General features: G+C 45.2%; 18 protein-coding genes and 1 pseudogene. 9 read left to right on the top strand and 10 right to left on the bottom strand.

The window, feature by feature from the left end:
* Positions 1-106 precede the first annotated feature (106 nt).
* Positions 107-2,038: a S9 family peptidase gene (locus GXP65_RS04800; RefSeq protein ID WP_162092170.1), complete on the top strand. Its 1,932-nt coding sequence runs from the start codon at positions 107-109 to the stop codon at positions 2,036-2,038.
* 77 nt (positions 2,039-2,115) lie between these two features.
* Here the strand turns inward: GXP65_RS04800 and GXP65_RS04795 are convergent, their stop codons facing one another.
* The 3 genes from GXP65_RS04795 to GXP65_RS25215 are packed head-to-tail and all read right to left on the bottom strand — an operon-like array spanning position 2,116 to position 5,373.
* The gene (locus GXP65_RS04795) at positions 2,116-3,285 is read right to left on the bottom strand and encodes an ATP-grasp domain-containing protein (protein WP_045455823.1); all 1,170 of its coding nucleotides are present in this window, start codon (positions 3,283-3,285) and stop codon (positions 2,116-2,118) included.
* Positions 3,266-4,405: an MFS transporter gene (locus GXP65_RS04790; RefSeq protein ID WP_240334966.1), complete on the bottom strand. Its 1,140-nt coding sequence runs from the start codon at positions 4,403-4,405 to the stop codon at positions 3,266-3,268. Before GXP65_RS04790 ends, GXP65_RS04795 begins: the two co-directional genes overlap by 20 nt.
* 44 nt (positions 4,406-4,449) lie before the next feature.
* Complete coding sequence (locus GXP65_RS25215; protein WP_240334964.1) at positions 4,450-5,373, bottom strand: phytanoyl-CoA dioxygenase family protein; 924 nt, start codon at positions 5,371-5,373, stop codon at positions 4,450-4,452.
* A gap of 319 nt (positions 5,374-5,692) precedes the next feature.
* Here GXP65_RS25215 and GXP65_RS04775 point away from each other — a divergent pair, with 319 nt between their 5' ends.
* Positions 5,693-6,466 (top strand): siderophore-interacting protein, encoded by a 774-nt coding sequence (locus tag GXP65_RS04775; protein WP_162092168.1) that lies wholly within the window; start codon positions 5,693-5,695, stop codon positions 6,464-6,466.
* A 74-nt stretch (positions 6,467-6,540) separates the two neighbouring features.
* Here the strand turns inward: GXP65_RS04775 and GXP65_RS04770 are convergent, their stop codons facing one another.
* From GXP65_RS04770 to GXP65_RS04755, 4 genes and pseudogenes are all read right to left on the bottom strand, one after another.
* Positions 6,541-7,410, bottom strand: a complete 870-nt coding sequence (locus tag GXP65_RS04770; RefSeq protein WP_162092167.1) for a LysR family transcriptional regulator — start codon at positions 7,408-7,410, stop codon at positions 6,541-6,543.
* Positions 7,411-7,478: 68 nt separating this feature from the next.
* The gene (locus GXP65_RS04765) at positions 7,479-7,991 is read right to left on the bottom strand and encodes a GNAT family N-acetyltransferase (protein ID WP_162092166.1); all 513 of its coding nucleotides are present in this window, start codon (positions 7,989-7,991) and stop codon (positions 7,479-7,481) included.
* A gap of 119 nt (positions 7,992-8,110) precedes the next feature.
* Positions 8,111-8,296 (bottom strand): annotated as a pseudogene (locus GXP65_RS04760) (hypothetical protein); the annotation flags it as partial.
* A gap of 64 nt (positions 8,297-8,360) precedes the next feature.
* Complete coding sequence (locus GXP65_RS04755) at positions 8,361-9,176, bottom strand: arylamine N-acetyltransferase (RefSeq protein ID WP_162092165.1); 816 nt, start codon at positions 9,174-9,176, stop codon at positions 8,361-8,363.
* 294 nt (positions 9,177-9,470) lie between these two features.
* On the opposite strand from GXP65_RS04755, the gene GXP65_RS04750 reads away from it, so the two are divergent.
* The 3 genes from GXP65_RS04750 (at position 9,471) to GXP65_RS04740 (ending at position 13,008) form a co-directional block, all read left to right on the top strand.
* Positions 9,471-10,619, top strand: a complete 1,149-nt coding sequence (locus tag GXP65_RS04750; RefSeq protein ID WP_005428461.1) for an S-(hydroxymethyl)glutathione dehydrogenase/class III alcohol dehydrogenase — start codon at positions 9,471-9,473, stop codon at positions 10,617-10,619.
* Positions 10,620-10,775: 156 nt separating this feature from the next.
* Complete coding sequence (gene fghA, locus GXP65_RS04745; RefSeq protein ID WP_005428252.1) at positions 10,776-11,615, top strand: S-formylglutathione hydrolase; 840 nt, start codon at positions 10,776-10,778, stop codon at positions 11,613-11,615.
* A 202-nt stretch (positions 11,616-11,817) separates the two neighbouring features.
* A complete protein-coding gene (locus GXP65_RS04740; protein WP_162092164.1) occupies positions 11,818-13,008 on the top strand; it encodes a BamA/TamA family outer membrane protein in 1,191 nt (396 codons plus the stop codon).
* A 49-nt stretch (positions 13,009-13,057) separates the two neighbouring features.
* On the opposite strand, the gene GXP65_RS04735 is transcribed toward GXP65_RS04740, so the two are convergent.
* Entirely contained in the window at positions 13,058-13,429 is a 372-nt protein-coding gene (locus GXP65_RS04735; protein ID WP_005428270.1) for a DUF805 domain-containing protein, read from the bottom strand.
* A 281-nt stretch (positions 13,430-13,710) separates the two neighbouring features.
* On the opposite strand from GXP65_RS04735, the gene GXP65_RS04730 reads away from it, so the two are divergent.
* From GXP65_RS04730 to GXP65_RS04720, 3 genes are read left to right on the top strand one after another with little or no spacing between them, the layout of a single operon-like run.
* A complete protein-coding gene (locus GXP65_RS04730) occupies positions 13,711-14,175 on the top strand; it encodes an oxidoreductase (RefSeq protein WP_162092163.1) in 465 nt (154 codons plus the stop codon).
* Entirely contained in the window at positions 14,172-15,263 is a 1,092-nt protein-coding gene (locus GXP65_RS04725) for a GGDEF domain-containing protein (protein WP_038888511.1), read from the top strand. Before GXP65_RS04730 ends, GXP65_RS04725 begins: the two co-directional genes overlap by 4 nt.
* 10 nt (positions 15,264-15,273) lie before the next feature.
* Positions 15,274-15,678 (top strand): hypothetical protein, encoded by a 405-nt coding sequence (locus tag GXP65_RS04720; protein ID WP_162092162.1) that lies wholly within the window; start codon positions 15,274-15,276, stop codon positions 15,676-15,678.
* A 129-nt stretch (positions 15,679-15,807) separates the two neighbouring features.
* Here GXP65_RS04720 and GXP65_RS04715 read toward each other — a convergent pair whose 3' ends face one another.
* A complete protein-coding gene (locus GXP65_RS04715; protein ID WP_162092161.1) occupies positions 15,808-16,605 on the bottom strand; it encodes an HAD family hydrolase in 798 nt (265 codons plus the stop codon).
* Between the two features lie 194 nt (positions 16,606-16,799).
* Here GXP65_RS04715 and GXP65_RS04710 point away from each other — a divergent pair, with 194 nt between their 5' ends.
* Positions 16,800-18,479: an RluA family pseudouridine synthase gene (locus tag GXP65_RS04710; protein ID WP_162092160.1), complete on the top strand. Its 1,680-nt coding sequence runs from the start codon at positions 16,800-16,802 to the stop codon at positions 18,477-18,479.
* Positions 18,480-18,564: 85 nt separating this feature from the next.
* On the opposite strand, the gene GXP65_RS04705 is transcribed toward GXP65_RS04710, so the two are convergent.
* On the bottom strand, positions 18,565-19,905 hold the full coding sequence (locus tag GXP65_RS04705; protein ID WP_005434790.1) for an MATE family efflux transporter: 1,341 nt from the start codon (positions 19,903-19,905) through the stop codon (positions 18,565-18,567).
* Positions 19,906-20,020 lie beyond the last annotated feature (115 nt).

Raw genomic sequence — 20,020 nt, 5'->3', positions numbered from 1 at the left:
GCCCTTTCACTGCTTTGCCGCTGTCCTGTATTTGGCCGCGACAATCGACTCACTCTGACCGACAAGCACGATGCTGACCGGTCTGTCACACAAGGAGCGTTATACAATGCGTACTCGCAAGCTCATTCTTGCTACCGCTTTTGGCCTACTCATCTCGGGTTGCAGCCAAACCTCTACCACCAATACGGCAGAAGTCATTCCGCCAGAGTATCCGGTGGATTACTTCTTCCGAAATGCTGAAGTCTCTAGCTACCAAATTTCTCCCGCTGGTGATTACATTTCAATGATGAAACCATGGCAAGACCGTAAAAACGTCTTTGTACATCCTGTTGGCAAGCCAGAGGATGTGAAACGCATTACGTCGATCACCGGACGAGACATTGCGTACTACTACTGGGTAGGCGATGACACCATCATTTACTCTCGCGATACAGGTGGTGATGAGAACTTTTACCTCGTCACGGTGAACGTTAAAACCGGTGAAGAAAAAACCATTACGCCAACGTCTGATGTTGTGGCTTATGTGATTGACACGTTAGAAAGCCAGCCTGACGACATTCTTATCACGACCAATGAACGCAACCCACAAGTGTTTGATGTTTATCGCCATAACTTGAAAACTGGCGAAAACACACTGGTGGCACAAAACCCAGGTAATGTTCGCGATTGGGGTACCGACCACGATGGCAACATTCGATACATTTCAACCTCTGATGGCGTAAATACCGCCGTACTTTATCGTGATACGGTGGATGAAGAATTCCGCCCATTGAAGAATCTGACTTTTAAAGAAAGCTTCTCACCGATTTCGTTTACGCCAGATAACAAGAACTTATACGTTGCTTCTCGTATCACACGTGATAAATCGGCGATCATCGAATACGATGTGAAAGCGAATAAAGAAGTACGCGAAATCTTCTCTCACCCGGAAGTCGACGTGACCAGCGCCAGTTACTCGAATGCGCTCAATAAGCTAACGACCATCTCTTATGTCACCGATAAACGTCAGTATCATTTCTTGGATAAAGGTTATGAAGAGACTTTTGAGAGGCTGCAAGAGAAGCTTCCGGGCGTTGAAATTTCTGTCAATAACGCCACTCGCGACGAACGAAAAATGATTGTCGTCACCTACAGCGATACTGACCGCCCAAATTACTACTATTACGATCGTGATACCGACCAGTTAGAGAAGTTAGCGGCGAATGCACCGTGGCATAAACCTGAAGACATGGCGAAAATGAAGCCAATCACCTATACCGCTCGCGATGGTGAGACCATTCATGGTTACTTGACGCTACCAAAAGGTCGTGAAGCCAAAGATTTGCCGCTATTGGTGCTGCCACACGGTGGTCCTTGGGCGCGTGATTACTGGGGCTTCCAACCTGAAGTTCAACTGTTTGCTAACCGTGGCATTGCAGTGCTGCAAATGAACTTCCGTGGTTCAACGGGTTATGGCCGTGAGTTTTGGGAAAAATCGTTCAAGCAGTGGGGTCAGTCAATGCAAGACGACATCACCGATGGCGTAAAGTGGGCGATTGACCAAGGTTATGCTCAAGATGGCGAAGTATGTATCTACGGCGCATCTTACGGTGGTTACGCGACATTGGCCGGTGTAACGTTCACTCCAGACCTTTACAAATGTGGTATCGACTACGTTGGTGTGTCTAACCTATTTACCTTCATGGATTCCATTCCACCTTACTGGGCACCATTCCTCGCCATGCTGCATGAGCAAGTGGGCGATCCGAATAACCCAGAAGACGCGAAGATGATGAAAGCTTACTCACCAGTGTTCCACGTGGACCAAATCAAAGCTCCATTGTTGGTTCTACAAGGCGCGAAAGACCCACGAGTGGTGAAGAGTGAATCAGATCAGATCGTCGACGCTCTGCGTGACCGCGGGGTTGAAGTCGAGTACATCGTTAAAGAGAACGAAGGTCACGGCTTCCGCTCTTTAGAGAATCGTCTCGATGGTTACCAAGCGATGGACCGATTCCTGAAAACGCATTTGTTAGAGCAAACTCAACAAGCTCAATAAAATTAATACTCTCAATAAAAACAAAAAGGGCACCACGGTGCCCTTTCTTAATAAGATTTCAAACAAGAAAAGCTTGGCTATTCAACAAGAGAAAGAGCTTTCAATACTTCAAAATCAGCGAGCACCTCTGCGTAGCTCTTGCCTTTTACTACAATCGATCCCGACAAGTTTTTTACGCTATCCACACCATCATAGTAGTCTCCCACCTGACAACCGAGGTTAAGCTCAAACTCAGACTGTAAATTGACCTTATTGATCTTATTTACTCGACCTTGTTTCGCAGGAAAAATGCCTCCCATGCAGTAAGAGTCATTTTTCACTATCTCTGCAATATCCAACCCACACTCAATATCCAGCGCCATCTCAATCATATTCATATCAAATTGCGCCTGATAGATAGGAACCATAATCGCCCCTGGTGTACGACAAGCAGCTTCAAGGAAAACCAACTCACCGCTCTCTTTCACAAAGATTTCGACGTGTGAAGGGCCATTTTTTAAGCCTAGAGATTTCACAGCAAACGCAGCAAAGTTCGTCAATTGCGCATACAATTCATGGCTTTCTTCCAGAACCAAAGAAAGGCAAGGCTTACCGAATTGAAAATCAAGGTTTGGGAACGAGTATTCACAAGCCGCTTGGAAGCAAACTTCGCCATTTTTAATCAATAGGTCGACATGGTAGAGCTTACCTTCAACAAACGTCTCGTACTCATAGCCCAAGCCAATATTGGATGTATTGATGACATCATCATAATCGTGCTGACTTCTAATCACATGCACACCAAATGCTCCTGCCGAATCCTTCGGTTTTAGAACAAAAGGCAGCCCAACGTGCTGGGTAATCTCTGAGAACGTAAGGTTTGATTGATACGCGCCATATCGAGGCACATTTACGCCAGCGGCCAAGGCTTTTTCTTTCATTAAACACTTGTCCCTAAAGTAGGCTGTTTCAATCACAGTCATGCCCTTAAGACCAAAGCGCTCTCTTATTTGCGCAGCTAAGTACATAAAATCTTCAGATGCCGAGAAAACACGATCATCAGCATTCAAAAACTCGAGAGTCACCAGCGTACTCATCAATCCTTCTGCGGAACTAAAGGTAATCACCTTATAGGCGTGATCCAGTACCTCATCACTTAACTCGGCAAACTCAGCATCTTTAACACAAACTACAATTTTTCTTTCTTTTAAAAATGCTACCGATAATGCGTTGTGTCGTTTCGCCGTGTTAATACTGATAACTTTCATTTTTTACTCCACACTTTTGTTTTATTATTAATATGATCACTGATGACGTGATACCTAGCGCTAAAGAGATGTCCCATATATACGAGAAACTAAAGGCAATAACAGCACCACCCAAAATTGGTGCGATAAAATCGGATACAGAAAATAAAGATTGATAAACGGAAATCGTTTTCCCTTTCTTGCTCGTTGTATATTCCAATATAAATTGAACAGCAGGGACAAATAACAACATCTCTCCTAATGTCCATGCACTTACAGATAAAGCTAACCCAGCATAATCACTGATATATTTCACACTGAATGTGCCTAAAGAAAGGAGCAGAACACCACTTATTACTCGGTAGTGGATGTCTATATTCTTTGTCAGTGCACTAAGCTTAACCTGAAATAGGACAATAATGACGCCGCTAAAGGTGAAGATGTAACCGGCAATATCGGTCGGAAACTGCTTTTCACTCACAATATAAATCGTGTAGTAAACGGGAATAAAGCTAAAGCAAATAAGCGACAATGTAATAGAAATGATGGAAAGCAAGTATAGTGATTGGCTTCTAGACTTCCTGCTCTCAATAACATCCAGAACATACAACTTATTCATGTCAACCTTATAAATTGCGATTGAAGCAAACGTTGCTAAGCCGAAAAAGAGCAAGTACATGACATAGAAATCGTTAGATTGGCTAATGATAAAACCCATCATGCCGCTTCCTATGGCAACACATAAGTTAATGATGATTCGTCGGATCGACAAAGAGTGATTGATGTGGTCTTTATTCCTCTGAGAAGTGATGATGTACAAGATCACAGAGCGGCACCCCGCCAACGACATGCCAATCAAAAAGATCGCACACACTTGGACAATCATATTGTTTTGAGAGATGAGCGCAGGGATAAAAAGCCAGGGTATGGCCATTATTATGAGCACTTTTTTAGGGTTCGAACGGTCACTAGAAACGCCACCAAAAATTCCCCCAAGTAACCCGCCAATACCCATAAAAGGCAGCATCATCGAAATGCTTTCTTGATCAATGCCTGATTGATATAGATACAGCGAGAGAAGTGAAAACCCGCCTTGTAAAAAAGCGAGAAAAGTAATGGGTAAGTAAATGATTTTATTCATCGATATTAAACTGCCAGCCAATGAAGTTTGGCTGGCATCTTCCTTTAGTTAGTGGCTAAGGTTCTTGTTTCAATATCGCCTTTGAATAAGATACTGCTCTTTATTAGCTCACCATCTTCTTTACACACATCTAAGTGGAATCGAGTTGGGCCTTTATATTTAAAGTGCTCTCTTGGAATTTCTAGGTTTAACGCTCGTTTCTTATCATATTTAGATTCCGAACATACAAAACGCATGACAAACGCCGCGCGCGCATCAATCGCCCCATCTTTCAAGAACACACTACGATGGATAACATGCTTATCGAAGATCAATGCATCGCCCAGTTCATAATCATCTTGTACTGCGAAGAAGTCGAGAATCTTTTTCATTGCAGCATCATTTAGCGGCCCATCGCGCAGGTGCACGAATTCTTCTAGAGAGAGGTCTGAATTGGTTTCGATTTTTTTCTGAGTCATTTCAAACACAACGGGATCGATATCGTTGTACAGAAACTCTCCAGATACTTTTGATTTAGGAACGTAAGCCATTCCACCTTGTTGCTCATTATTATTAATAGGAACAAGCGGGGTCCATATGGTGCAACCGAAATCCTCAGCTTGTTGATAGCCAAAACTTTGCGTTCCTATGTGCCAAGGAAAACCTTTACTATCATTTTTCTTAAGCTCAAATCCCAATCCCTGTGTATATAGCAGTTCTTTTCCAGACAGCTGATTCATTACCTTTCTAAAATGCGTGTCAGTCATTAAAGATGCAATCGTCTCGTCACCTTCAAATAAGTCAAAAGCAATACGGCTAAAACCTGACTGATATTTATCACTTGGTGCTGAGATATCATTGTCGATTTTATTTTTTACAGTACTAATAAATTCTTGGGAAAAAACACCTTTTAGAAGAAGAAATCCATCTTGCTGGAACTTTTTGATATCTGACTCAGTTATTTGGAAATTTTTATTTATTAAGCTCATTATTATATTCATCATTTAATTAAACAGCATGATATGCACAAAAACACATACCAACGACGCCCGCACAGGCTATATTCAACTTTATTCATGTCAAAAAATACGCGCTAAAAAATGACCGGAATCACATTGAATTTAACAAATGCAACCAATATTTAACCTTGTTAGAAGTTGTGAAAACTCGTGATGTTTTTTGAAATGCTGACTTTTGCGAACCGACGAAGGTGTAAAGGTAGGTAAAAATGCTGTTTGGCCGTACAATTAGTTGCTACGCTTAATGCGAAAGAGAATAGTTATCAAAAATCGCAAGGTGAAAACTAAAATGAAAAAGAAGCCACAACCTAAAAGTCTCGAGATCATCAAAACACAAACCATTACGCCGAACATGCAGCGTATTACTCTGCAGGGCGAGGCGTTAGGCAATTTTCCGCTCGATTGCGAAGGCAGCTATGTTAAGTTGCTGTTCAACGAAGTTGGGGGGACAGATATCCAAGGCTTTTCTGAGGAAAATCGCCCAGTAATGCGCACTTACACCATTCGCCGCTTCGATCCACAGGCATGCACGATTGAAGTCGACTTCGTACGTCACATCACCAAAGACCTACAATGTGGCTTTGCGGCGCGCTGGGCAATGGCGGCGAAAGAAGGCGACACAATCAGCATCGTAGGCCCTGGGAGCATTTCGAACCTTAACACAGAAGCAGATTGGTTCTTTATGGCGGCGGATATGACAGCGTTGCCTGCTCTATCAGCAAAAATTCGAACTCTACCAGCCGTTGCAAAAGGCTATGCGGTGATCAGCGTAATTTCTGAGGCGGATATTCAACCTATCGAAGCGCCGGCAGGCATGGAGCTTCATTGGGTTACTAAGCAACCTCTCGCAGACAAAGTTCGTGAACTTGAATGGCAACAAGGTGAAGCCGCAGTGTGGTGTGCTTGTGAATTCGATTCAATGCGCGCACTGCGTCAGTACTTCCGCAACGAAATGGATGTAGACCGCGAAAACATCTACATCAGCAGCTATTGGAAACAGGGAGTGTCGGAAGACGGCCACAAGGTCATCAAGCGCGAAGATGCGGAGTTAAACGAGCAGTAATTCCCACTGACAAAAAATAAAAGCCAGGTCGCTTTCATAGCAACTTGGCTTATTTTTCTCATTTAGCCTGTCTCTCAGCTCATGTTTTCAGCTAAGAAATCAATCAGTAAACGCACTTTTGGCGACAGGTTTCGGTTTTGTGGGTACAGTGCCCAAATACCTTCACGATCGTCTCGGTAATCGGTTAACACTTCCACCAGCTCACCATTGTCTAACGCCTCTTGTACGTAGTAGTCCGGCAACTGTACCAAGCCTAAGCCACGTTTTGCCGCATCGACCAAAGCAAAACCACTGTTGCATTTGATTCGGCCAGAAACGCGCAAAGACTTCTCGCGCTTTTGCTCTTTAAAATGCCAGTAATCGGCGGTACCGACCAAGCATTGGTGATGGCTCAGCTCAGAAAGCGTATGCGGTTCACCAGACCGATCTAAGTAAGCAGGGCTAGCACACACGTAAAGCTGTCGAGATGACAAGCGCTTGGCAATCAAACTAGAGTCTTGCAAGCGTCCAAGACGAATCGCCACATCGACGCCTTGCTCAATCAAATCTAACTTTTGGTTAGTCAGATTCAAATCCAGATTCACCTGCGGGTATTTCTCAATAAACCGGTGCAATAACGGCGCGAGGTTCATTTCGCCGTAAGTCACAGGTGCAGTCACTTTGAGCAAACCTTTCGGCTCGGCTTGCATCTGCGTTACCGCTAACTCTGCGAGCTCTAGACCTTCGACAAGGTGTTTACATTGCTGATAATAAAGTTGTCCCGCTTCGGTCAGAGAGACTTTGCGCGTAGTTCGGTGCAGCAATTTAACCGCTAAACGCTCTTCCAACGCTGACACGCGGCGGCTGATTTGAGCCACCGACGTTTTAAGTTTGTTTGCTGCGCCTGTAAAGCTGTTGGTTTCTGCGACCGCGACAAATTCGCTCACGCCTTCCCAATTCGCCATGAATGTGGTTCCTGTGGAATTCTATGTATGCGTATTCTCACACAAAGTTAAATGCAGAGAAAACCTGTTTAAAAAGGATAGCCGACTAAATGTACAACTTGCTGCGGCCAAGTGATATTCAGAGAACGTACCATAGCATCACTGATACTAGCCCATTGATTAGGTTGAACTTCCATGTGTAAGTTATCTGTCGGCTGATAACCGCTGGACTGATAGACGTGCGTTCGCCCAAATAATATGGAAAAGGCATCTCCTCGCTCTATAGCATCCTGATGCACCGAATTGAGCAATGTTTTCACCAGTCCTTTCCCGCGAAAGTTAGGCTGCACACAGACTTCCGCAATACCGCTAATGGGAAAGGATTGATCATCTATCATCACTTGCTTCTCGTGCACAGCAATATGCGCTGCAAGGATTTCGCCATCCCAAATAAGGTAGCGATGTCGTGGTATTTCACGGAAGTATCGTTGAGTCTGAAAGATTTTATCTTGCTCTTTGGTGAAGCAAGTAGAAAGCAAATGTCTTAGCTTTGCATCGAGAGCTGGGGTGACTGCATCATCAAGTATGTATTCAAAGCGCATGATTTACCTCATTGATTTCCCATGATTAAAAGTAAACCTTTGAAAAACCACTTACTGGGATACAGCGCAAATAAAAAAAGCGCAGACTGAGCTGCGCTTTCCATTTTTCTCTCGGAGTGTTACTCAGTCTTCAGAATATCGCGCTTCACTTCACCCTTAAGATCAGTCAGCGTTTGCTGCTCAGTATCAATCAAGAAGTGATCACTGGCTTCGCCCGTTGCGAATTTCTCAAGAATCACAAACAAGCTGCCAAAGCGTGAGCGGAAGACCTCACCAACTGAGTACTCTCCTAAGTCCCCAAGTTCATCATGCTGTCTATAATCAATAATTTAAAATAACAAAAAACACAAATAGACCAATCCCTACCATTTAGGCACGCGATGCGATCGGTAGCGGTTTAAGATCTTGATATTCCGCATCCAGCTCAATACCAAAGTGTTGTTTGAGTGCAGATAGGTAAGCCGGGCCTGCTTCAAGCTCAATCTCCGTCGCCTCACCGTTAGTACGATGCTTTAAGGTGTAATTCGCCAGTGTGATGATCCCCGACTCTGTCGACAAAGTAGCGACTCGACTTGAGGTAAAGCGCGAAGCGGGTGAGGTAGAGGCAAAGTGATTGCCGCAGACTATGTCGCCATCAAACACGTGTTCAAAGTCCATGCTGTACATATCAAGCCACTGACTTTCATCATCATAAGATTGAACTTGAAGCATATAGCCAACGCGCTGGTCTTCAATAAAACGGAACGTTTGGGTGTCGGTATGAATGGCTTGATTAAGAATAAATGGTAATGGTGCTCTCGGCGTATTAGCGCCAAAGCCAGCATCGACGATCCACTTTTCATCGCCCATGGTGACCAAAGTAAACTGATGCGTCCTGCCTAACGGTGTACCCGATAAATGCACCCGTCCCAATAATGGTCGCGCATCAAACCCAAGAGTTTGCAGTACCCTTAAAAGCAAGCCATTCAACTCAAAGCAATATCCCCCACGGTTGTGATAAACCAATTTGTCGATAATGTCTCGTTCAGAGATGGATACACCCTTTCCTAACGCAATATCAAAATTCTCAAACGGTAATTTTCTCTGTTGATTGATATGCAACTTGAACAATAATTCAATATTGATGTCTAAGGCTTGTGCAACACCTATTTTATCCAAGTAAGCCTGTAAATCCGTGTTGTTCATTTTGATCCTAACTCGCTGTTTCTTCGTCGTGGCGACACAATAAAACCTCAACCGCAGTTGAGGTCAAACGGCAATGCGATTTTTCTGGTACTTATTTATTTGCTTGCTTGCACAGATAACAGTTCCAACTACCCATTATTACAGATGCGTAAAAATCATTTTCAATTTAACCGGATTATCATTTTTCGTGAAACACCTAAAATGGGCACCAACAAAACGACGCAGCGCAGAGAGAAACACTCAACTACGCTTATGACGTCACTCTATATACTGAGAATATAAAGGAAACATCCAATGGCACTTGAAATCAAACCAGGTCAAACTCACATTAAATCAAAAGCAATGGTTGCATGGGCTGCAGGTGAGCCGCTAAAAATGGAAGAAGTTGATGTACAACTTCCAAAAGCTGGCGAAGTTCTTGTTCGCATCGTTGCTACTGGTGTTTGTCACACTGACGCATTCACTCTATCAGGTGACGATCCAGAAGGTATCTTCCCTTCAATCCTTGGCCACGAAGGCGGCGGTATCGTTGAAATGGTTGGCGAAGGCGTAACAAGCGTTGAAGTTGGCGACCACGTAATTCCGCTTTACACAGCAGAATGTGGTGAGTGTAAGTTCTGTAAATCTGGCAAAACAAACCTATGTCAGGCAGTTCGTGAAACTCAAGGTAAAGGCCTAATGCCAGACGGCACAAGCCGCTTCTCTGTAAACGGTGAGACAATCTTCCACTACATGGGTTGTTCTACTTTCTCTGAGTACACAGTACTTCCAGAAATCTCACTAGCAAAAGTAAACAAAGAAGCACCACTTGAAGAAGTTTGTCTTCTAGGTTGTGGCGTAACCACTGGTATGGGTGCGGTACTAAACACAGCTAAAGTTGAAAAAGGCGACACTGTTGCTGTATTCGGTCTAGGCGGTATAGGTCTTTCTGCAATCATCGGTGCTCGTATGGCTGGTGCAAGCAAGATCATCGGTGTAGACATCAACGAGAGCAAGTTCGAACTAGCAAAACAACTTGGCGCAACTGATTGCATCAACCCAATGAAATTCGACAAACCAATCCAAGACGTTATCGTTGAGATGACAGACGGTGGTGTTGACTACTCATTCGAGTGTATCGGTAACGTAAACGTGATGCGTCAAGCACTTGAATGTTGTCACAAAGGTTGGGGTGAGTCAGTCATCATTGGTGTTGCTGGTGCAGGTCAAGAGATCTCAACTCGTCCATTCCAACTAGTAACTGGTCGCGTATGGCGTGGTTCTGCTTTCGGTGGCGTTAAAGGCCGCTCAGAGCTTCCAGAAATCGTAAACCGCTACATGGCTGGTGAGTTCGGTCTACAAGAATTCATCACGCATACAATGGGTCTACAAGACGTGAACGAAGCATTCGAATTGATGCACAAAGGTGAATCGATCCGTACTGTTCTTCACATGGATAAGTAATCCAAGATAACTGCTCACGTAATGTGACTGATATTTGAAAATTTGAAATAGGCTCTCTTCTTTCTTGAACACGTTTTCTTTTGGGAAGAGAGCCATCCGCTGTCTTTAACGGTCTTGTCCGCCGTTAAAAATCATTGTTTTATCGAGAGATTATCCATGACCATTGAAAGCCTAAGCCAAGCCAAAGTATTCGGTGGTTGGCATAAACAGTACACTCACGAATCTCGCGCTTTGAACTGCAACATGCGCTTCGCGATCTTCTTGCCACCAAATGCAACCAAATCAAACCCAGTGCCTGTGGTTTACTGGTTGTCTGGCTTGACGTGTACCGATGAGAACTTCATGCAGAAAGCCGGTGCGTTTCGCATGGCGGCTGAGTTAGGTATCGCCATAGTGGCACCGGATACCAGCCCACGTGGTGACGACGTTGCAGACGACGAAAACTACGATCTGGGTAAAGGCGCAGGTTTCTACCTAAACGCCACTCAAGAGCCATGGTCACGCCACTACCATATGTACGATTACATCACCAAAGAATTGCCTGCGATCATTGAAAACAACTTCCCTGTTTCAGATGTTAAGTCGATTTCGGGTCACAGCATGGGTGGTCACGGTGCAATCACCATTGGTCTGAAAAATTCAGATCAGTACCGTTCAATTTCAGCGTTCAGCCCAATCAGTAACCCAATGCAATGTCCTTGGGGCCAAAAAGCGTTTACCGCTTACCTAGGCACTGATATCGAAAGCTGGAAGCAGTACGACGCAAGCGAGTTGCTAAAGCAAGCAAAATCACCATTGCCAATCTTGGTAGACCAAGGTGATGCCGATAACTTCCTTGCTGAGCAATTAAAACCTGATGTGTTACTGGCGGCAGCAAAAGCCCATGATTCTGAAGTCGAACTGCGCATGCAGCCAGGTTACGACCACAGCTACTTCTTTATCTCAAGCTTTATCGCTGATCACTTGAACTTCCACGCTAAGTACTTATTTGCTTAACGCCAATTTTAACGCCGCAAGCAAATAGAAGTGCGTGGAAACCAAACGGTTTAATAATCTTCTCTATACAAAGCCATCCAATTATTGGGTGGCTTTTTGTATTCTAAAAACACTCACTTTACCTTTACATAACCCCCATTGAAATTTAGCGAAATGACGTCTAACTTGTAATCGAACATCATTCAATTACTATTAGTACTCTATGAAAAAAACGACGTCAGCCCTGCTAACCTCAACTTGCTTCGGGTTGTTAGCGACCTCTCCTATTGCCGAGGCGATAAGCTTTTTCGATCCTATTGATGGGCAATTGGATATGGGCGAATACCTTGCTGAAAACGCCTACGGCTTTTTACCAGTACCAATTGTGATTACCGAACCTGCTGTCGGCTACGGCTTGGGTTTTACTGGTGTGTTTTTGCATGAATCCGATGAGCAGCGAGAAAAAAGGCGCAAACTGGCGGAAACCTCACTCGATGGCGGTGCTCAACTTTTGACTCCTGCTATTACCGCTGTGGGTGGCTTCGCAACCGAAAACGGCACTTGGATGGGGTTTGCTGGCCATCGACGCACTTGGGCACAAGACACGGTTCGTTACCTTGGTGGCGTCGGTTATGGCGACTTTAATATGACTTTCTACCCGCAATCTACGCTGCCGGGGTTAGACAGCGTATTCAATGGTCAGGGATTAGATTTCGAGATTACTGGCGGCGGCATGCTCAATCATCTTCAATACCGCATTATTGATGCGCCGCTGTTTGTTGGTGTGAAGCAGCTCTATTTCGTTACCGATCAGAAAATCGCCAACTCTCCTATTGCAGACAAACTACTGCAAACACTGACCAATACTTCCCCCACTACCTCCGGATTAGGGTTGACGCTAGAGTGGGACAACCGAAACAACTTCTTTAGTCCCACTCAAGGCTACAACTACAAAGCGGAGTTCCTATGGTACAACGATGCCATTGGCAGTGATTACGAATACGAACAATTGGATGTGGAAGGGATTAACTATTGGGAGTTGGCAGACGATTGGTCGTTGGCACTGCGAGGACAATACAAGTCTCTTTACACCGATGAACGCTTTCTACCGCCAGCGTCTTACCCTGATATCGAACTGCGTGGCGTAGCGAGAAATCGCTATCAAGGTGACGAAACCTTATCAGTGGAGTCTCAACTGACTTATCAGTGGAATACTCGTTGGTCGACCAATATCTTTGGTGGCTTTGGTTATGCGTCAACAAATGAGTCGCTATTCGAACATGATGCAGAATACACTTATGGTGTCGGCTTTCGTTACCTCATCGCCCGCCGTTACGGCTTACAAGCAGGCATGGACTTCGCCTTTAGCGATGAAGACAGCGCCGTCTATTTCCAAGTGGGCTCAGGCATCTAAGCCCACTCTAATCAAACCATCAAAGCAGCCGCCATCACGTCTGTCATTATCACGACTGATATTTAGGGTTCGCGCCGTATTGGTTCGAGCCTTCTTCACTGTCTTGAATCAAGAAGTACAACAGCACCAAAATACCGATGATTGGCACAAAAGCGATTAACGCCCACCAACCTACTCTTCCTGAATCGTGTAGACGACGTACAGTCACCGCGATCGACGGGATCATAATAAACAGCGCATAAATCACACCGAAGAAGCCAAAATTGTCCATTTGCATCACGCTGCCAATGACCCGATCGATGATCCCCATCACCAAATTGACCAACACATTGACTAACGTAAAGTACCAATACTCTTGGCGTCTTGCCCTACCACTAAAGTTGGTATAGTTGAGGATAACTTTGTAGTACCAATCAAACATATCGTCTCTCCTAATGAGATGAAAGTGTCGCGAAAGTTAGACAACGCGATGCAAAATGCGCACAAAATGAGCGAAATAACATATTCATTCAATAGTTGTATTTTTAACTCTGCTATTAACCTTGACGTATATTCCACCAACGGTTACTTTTCACCCATAACGTATTATATAAATTCATCAAGTTGGCTCTATTATTAATAACTATATAACCGAGATTTCAGCAGATCGATCCTATGACGCGATCTTGCCGAAACAAGGGCAATAATTTCAAAGGGCACAAGATGAGAAAAACCGTAGTACTCGCTTTACTTTTGTTTGCACCCACACTTTTTGCAAACACGATACAGTTTAGCAGTATAGAAAAATCCAATATCGTTGTGGCACTGTCAGACCTTGAGTCGATGCCTCAAACCACTTATACCACCGCTCTGCCTTGGCTTGAAAAACCCGCCGACTTTAATGGCGTAAAACTCAGTACACTTTTACAGCACACATTCGGTGAAGTCCCTCAGCACGTCGAAGTACGGGCAATGAATGACTACCATTCCTATATTTCACGTGAAGACATCCTTCGTTACCAACCTATCATTGCGTATAAACAAGACCATAATTACATCAAGGTTCGCAATAAGGGACCATATTGGCTGATCTACCCAGTCACAAAATACCCAGAGCTTGATATCAGTTACTACCACTCCCAAATGGTTTGGCAAATCAATAGGATCAGTACGAAAGAAGAAGAATGAAAGTACAGCCCAACGTTCCCAAGCAGGGACCTTTTTCATCCCGAAGCAAAACCTTACTTCTGATTTTTGCTTCCACACTGCTGGTAGCCAACATCGTGCTACTGCAGGAAACGCGCGCACTGACCAAAACCTATTCGGATCAACAAAACCAAGCGACTTGGTTTTTATTTCATTTATCCAAAGAGTTATCGGAACTGGTTGGCGAAGCTAGGCGCCTAAACGAAAGCATCAATAATTTTGATAGCGCCGAATTACAATACGAACTCGCCTGGAGCCGCTTTGACCTTTTGATTCATAACAAAGAAGTCGATTCTTTCCTCTCCCGAGAAGAGGTTCGTGTGTACTTTATTTCCTTGTTTGACCGCTTTCAGCAGCTTGAGCCCATTTTAGTCGAAGCCAAAACTGGTAACAGCGTTGCGGCCAGTCAGTTTTATCGCGCAACACAAAATCTCTATATGGAGATGATCGATTACGTTACCCAGCACTTCCGTGTCGCGAGCCCGCTTTATAAGCAGCAACAGAAACAGGCCTATGACCTACTTCAAGCGCAATACCTCTTGCTAGGCATCTTCGTTATCACGGTAGCCTTAATGACGTATTTCTATAAACAGGAATCGAAGTTCCACAAAGCGCTTGCATTAAGCGACTCACTGACCGGTTTGGCTAACCGAAGCGCTTTGTTTATTGACCTACAAAACAAGCAGGAGTCAGGAACGACCTTTTCCCTGCTTTTGCTTGATTTAAATGGTTTTAAAAACATTAACGATACGCTAGGACACCAAGCGGGTGATATCGCATTGACCGAAGTCGCCGAGCGCTTGAAGCATATGGCTCTGGATAACTTTAAAGTCTATCGAATGGGTGGAGATGAATTTGCTGTCGTGATTAATTCAACGGTTAAGCAAGATATCGAAGAAGCGAAGCGTCACATTCATGTGGTGTTTGAGAAGCCTATTTTTGCGTCTGACCAAGCAAGCTCTCTATCAACCAGCCTCGGGGCGGCATGCTACCCGCAAGACACCGACAACATTGACTTCCTGATCAATTTAGCGGATAAGCGCATGTACAAAATGAAATTCCAACGTTAAACGGATAACCATGATGAAAAACTTCATGCGAGCAGTGCTATTACTGCTAGTGATCGCGATAGGTGTGCTGGCTTGGGTGTTTATCCCATCTCACGAAACTGTAGGTGCGCAAACTCTCGAAGAAGCACTCAACGACAACTACACGCTGGTTGGACGCCGCATTCATTCTACAGACCCTGACGCGGGTAACATGTTTGGTTACTTTGTCGTGTACAAAGGCGCAAACACGGATGATTTGGAACCGTTTTTGGTGACTTCTGATCAGTTTATTCGCATGGAGCAAACCGGTGACAACACGCTAGCCCTCACCGTAAATGGTCGCATCTACCGCTACCATAACGACCTGTGGGTAGAGAACCCAGATGGCAAGTTGCAACATTGGTTTGTCAGTGCGACGGCGAAATACGTCCGCTGATTAGACGCATACTTAGCGTCAGATACTTGGCTTCAGACTCTTAGCTTCAGATACTGAACTTCAGATAAACAAAAGCCCCGCTCACTAAGCTGCGGGGCTTTTTTATGTTCGAAATTGGTGAGGCAGAAATTACAGCACTTTCTCTTTGATCACTTTCATTACGCCAGAGTCACGATTGCTTGGTGCTGAGAAGCGTGCGATTTTCTTCACCGCTTCGTGCGCGTTCTCCATTGCGTAGGAATGCTCGCTCACTTGCAGCATCTCTAGGTCATTCAGGTAATCACCGAACGTCATGGTCTCTTCAGGACCAAAGCCCATGGTTTCTTGAAGGTGTTTGATTGCCGCACCTTTTGATGCTTCAGCATTCATGACATCCAGCCAAATCTTCGCGCTCACCACAACCTGATGGCTGTGACCAAACTTCGCACTCATGGTTGGGAAAACCAACTCTTCAGAACCACCAAAGTGACAGATCGCAACCTTGATAAAATCATCGTCAACGGCCAGTAGATCTGGCACGTATTCACAGCGATGGTAGTACTTCTGGAACTCTTCCAACGCTTTAGGATCTTTGGTTTCAATATAAGCCGAACGCTTACCACACAGCACTAGGTGCGTGCCTTCAACTTCACGAGCCGCTTGGATGATCGCATCAATTTCTGTTTTTGGAATAGTGCAGCTGTATAGCTCTTTATCTTGGTACATCACCAAGGTGCCGTTTTCCGCCACATAAATCATACGATCTTGAATCGGCGCAAACGTATCGCGCAAACTGTAATACTGACGACCCGATGCTGCCGAAAACAAAATGCCCTTCTCTTCTAGCTGCAAAAACAGGTCAAAGAACTCAGGGTCTAAACGACCATATTGGTCAAGCAAGGTGCCATCCATATCGGTGGCAATAAATTTGATGCTAGCTTGTGACATGACTTCAACTCAAAAATAAGCAGCACAGGTCACTCTGCGAATGAAAACGGCTGCAAAAAACAATCACGCTAAGGTACAGGATATTGGGTGAATCTCAAGCTGAATTGAACAAGGTAAGCTAGGCTCAAGATAGTAATCACAGCCAAAACAGGTACAATCCGTGCTCGATTTTTATTTCGCGCGGACTCACTCTCATGCACTCGCCTGAACAATGCTTTACTCGATTTACTGCGGATATTTCTGGCTACGACTTGCCAACGCAGTTTACGTTTCCGTTCTACTACACGCCTAATCCATTGTGTGTGTTGGCTGCCGAGCAATTGCAGCAGCACCTAATGACACAAACTGATTTCGAACACGATTTCGGCCTTGAGGATGAGCAAAACGGACGCGGCAAAATGTTCGGTGTTTTGCTAGTGCGTAACCCGCAAGGTGAGCTTGGCTATTTCAGCGCTTTCTCTGGCAAGATTGCCGATCAAAACTTGCTTCCGGGTTTTGTTCCGCCCGTATTCGACATGCTGACAGAAGAAGGCTTCTTCCGAGGTGAGACAGATGCTATCAATGCTGCGAACGCGGAATACAAAGCCTTTGCTGCCAACCCAGAATTGGCACAACTGAAAGCAGAAATCAAAGCCGACCGCGAAGCGTATCAGCAAGAAGAAAATGCCCATCGCCAAGTGATGATTGCCGGTCGTGCAGAACGAAAACAGCAACGTAAGCAAGGCGAGCAAACCTTAAATCCAGAAGATCTAAAAGCGCTACTGGATGATTTGGGTAAACAAAGCGTCGCTGAGAAGAATGTACTCAAGTACCTCAAACAAGCTTGGGACGAAAAGCTGGCAATCAAAGAAGCGCGCTTAACTGAGCTAGAGCAAAAACTGGTAGAGCTAAAAGAGCAGCGCAAAGATTTGTCTAACGCGCTACAACACAAACTGCATAAGCAATACCGCTTCTTGGATAACCACAGTGCCGAGCGCGATTTGGTGGACATTTTTGCTCCGACCACCAATCCAGTACCACCAGCAGGTGCGGGAGAATGCGCGGCGCCAAAACTGCTTCAGTTCGCGTACAAGCATGGTTATCAGCCACTTGCATTGGCGGAGTTTTGGTGGGGCGTATCGCCGAAATCTGAAGTGCGTCAGCACAAAAAATTCTACCCATCTTGCAACAGCAAATGCCAACCTATTTTGGGGCATATGCTGCAAGGCTTGGATGTGGAACCAAACCCATTAGCAGAGAACTGGGCAGAAGACAAAGAGTTGGAAATTCTGTTCCAAGACGAAGCCATGGTGATCGTCAACAAGCCATCGGGTCTGCTTTCTGTTCCGGGCAAAACCATCAAGGATTCGGCGTACACACGCCTACAAAAAATGTTCCCAGATGTCGAAGGGCCGTTCGTGATTCATCGCTTAGATATGGCGACGTCGGGAATTCTCGTATTTGCCTTAACCAAACACGCCAACAAGAGCCTGCAAAAGCAGTTCATCACTCGCGGCGTACAAAAGCGTTATATGGCACTGCTAGAAGGTGTCTTGACCGAGTCTGAAGGTGAAATCTCGCTCCCGATGCGTGGCGATCCAGATGACCGTCCACGTCAGCTAGTGTGCTTTGAGCACGGTAAGCCTGCAGAAACTTACTGGCAGCTGATTGAAGTGAAAGACGGGCGCAGCAAGGTGTACATGTACCCGAAAACTGGGCGAACCCACCAGCTCCGTGTACACAGTGCTCACCACATGGGTTTGAACATGGCGATGGTTGGCGACGGCTTGTATGGCGAAAAAGCCGACCGTCTGCATTTGCACGCGGAGATGTTGGAGTTGGACCATCCGTACAGCAAAGAGCGTATGTGTTTCCAAGCAGAGTGTGAGTTTTAAAACAGCTTATCAATGCAGAATAGATAGCAAAAAGGCACTGAATTTCAGTGCCTTTTTTACGTTTTAGAGCGAGTAAAAGATAAGGTTAACTCACCTTAAACTTGGTCCATACTTGAGAGCGCCAGCGTCTTGCCATGATGATACCGCGTACCCATTCATCCAGCGCAATCGCCATCCACGCACCAATCACGCCGTAGCCCAAGTGAATACCCAAGATGTAAGAGAACACTACACCCAAGCCCCACATGCTCAGAATACCCATCTGTACTGGGAACTTGATGTCACCAGCGCCTTTCAGTGCCGAGATGAAGATCAGGTTAAACACGCGGCCAGCTTCTAACACGATAGAACCCATCACCAATGCGCCCGCTAATGCCAAAATTTCTGGCTGATCGGTAAACACGCTCAAAATCTCTTCGTGGAATAGGTAAATCAAACACGTTGCCGCCGTTGATGCAGCAAAACCGACCAAGAAGTAGATCTGCACGCGTTTCAGAATGCTGCTTACCCAACCTTTACCAATGTAGTAACCCGTTTGGATTTGAGCCGCTTGACCAATCGCTAGCGCAAACGCGAAAGAGAAACGCGCGATGTTTTGCGCATAGGTAAACGCGGCTAGCGACGATGTACCCATTTGCACCACAAAGTAGACAATGCAGATCTGCGCCATGTTGTAAGACAGCACTTCACCGGCGTTCATGCCACCAATCTTTAGGATCTTCTTGAACACGTCTTTCGGCACTTGTTTGAGCTTAGACATTGGCAGTTCGATGCTGCTGCGTTTCAAAATCACGCCCAACAATAGCGTACCGATTACTTGGCTCACGACTGTCGCTACTGCAACACCTTCAACGCCATACACAGGCAAACCAAACGGCTGATACAGCGCAATGTAGTTACCAATGATGTTGAACACACCAGAAATTAGGTTAACCACCATTGGCGAGCGTGAATAACCGTGGCTACGCAGAATCGTGGTAAACACGATACCGATAGTAACGTTGAACGTCATCGCACCGCTGATCAGCAAGTATTCACGCGCGTACTGCTCAACTTGAGCCTCTAGTCCGTAATACGGCAAAAAGAACACTGCGCCAATCACGGCCAACACACTCAAGAAAGCACCTACAATCACCGACAAAGCGATACTGGCGACACCGACATCAACGGAGTCTTTTTCACGCCCTGCGCCATTGTATTGCGCGATCAAGATACCCGTGCCGCTGCTGACAAAGGTAGAAACGATGATCAGGAAAAACGTTAATTGTGTGATTACCCCAACCGCAGACACGGCTTTGTCTGAGTAACCACTCAACATGAATACGTCACTGGTTCCTAAAGCCGTCCGTAGCAAAATTTCGACAAGTATCGGCCAAGCCAATGCCACGATGGACATACGTTGGTTGATATTCTGGCTTTTAGGCATGTGTTTTGGACCTTTCCTACAACTAAAACTGCCCCACAGAAAACTGTGAGGCAGCTAACATTATTGATTTATTTTGTGGCGCGGATTGTATATCTTTTGCACAAAATGTCACGTG

It is taken from the genome of Vibrio sp. LB10LO1, from assembly GCF_010092875.1.
GTDB lineage: Bacteria > Pseudomonadota > Gammaproteobacteria > Enterobacterales > Vibrionaceae > Vibrio > Vibrio campbellii.
The sequence above is the reverse complement of the archived record's forward strand: the minus strand, read 5'-3'. Positions and strand labels throughout refer to the sequence as shown.